Below are 273 nucleotides of genomic sequence, written 5' to 3' on the forward strand. Positions count from 1 at the left end.
GTACAGCTTTGAATATAGATGCTGTTGGTTATTATTATTTCAATGGCACTGTATGGACAAAATTGAATCTTCCCGTTAATATTTATAATTCAAATGGCACGCTCTCCGGAAATAGAGTGGTTACTACCGGTGGCAATTTGCTCTCCTTTACAAATGGAGCAAATACGATCAATATAGGAACGACTGGTACTGAAAGTATTGTAAGGGCAATTGGTTCTTCAAGAGGAACAATCCGGACACAGGGAGGTTCTGCCATAATAGATCTATTTGTGG

At 38.8% G+C, this 273-nt stretch carries 1 protein-coding gene; it reads left to right on the top strand.

Annotated features, from left to right (window positions below; translation table 11 throughout):
* A partial coding sequence (locus SB752_RS32435) for a hypothetical protein (protein ID WP_410719503.1) occupies positions 1–273 on the top strand: 273 nt, incomplete at both ends.

It is taken from the genome of Brevibacillus sp. SIMBA_040 (assembly GCF_046535075.1).
Taxonomy (GTDB): domain Bacteria; phylum Bacillota; class Bacilli; order Brevibacillales; family Brevibacillaceae; genus Brevibacillus.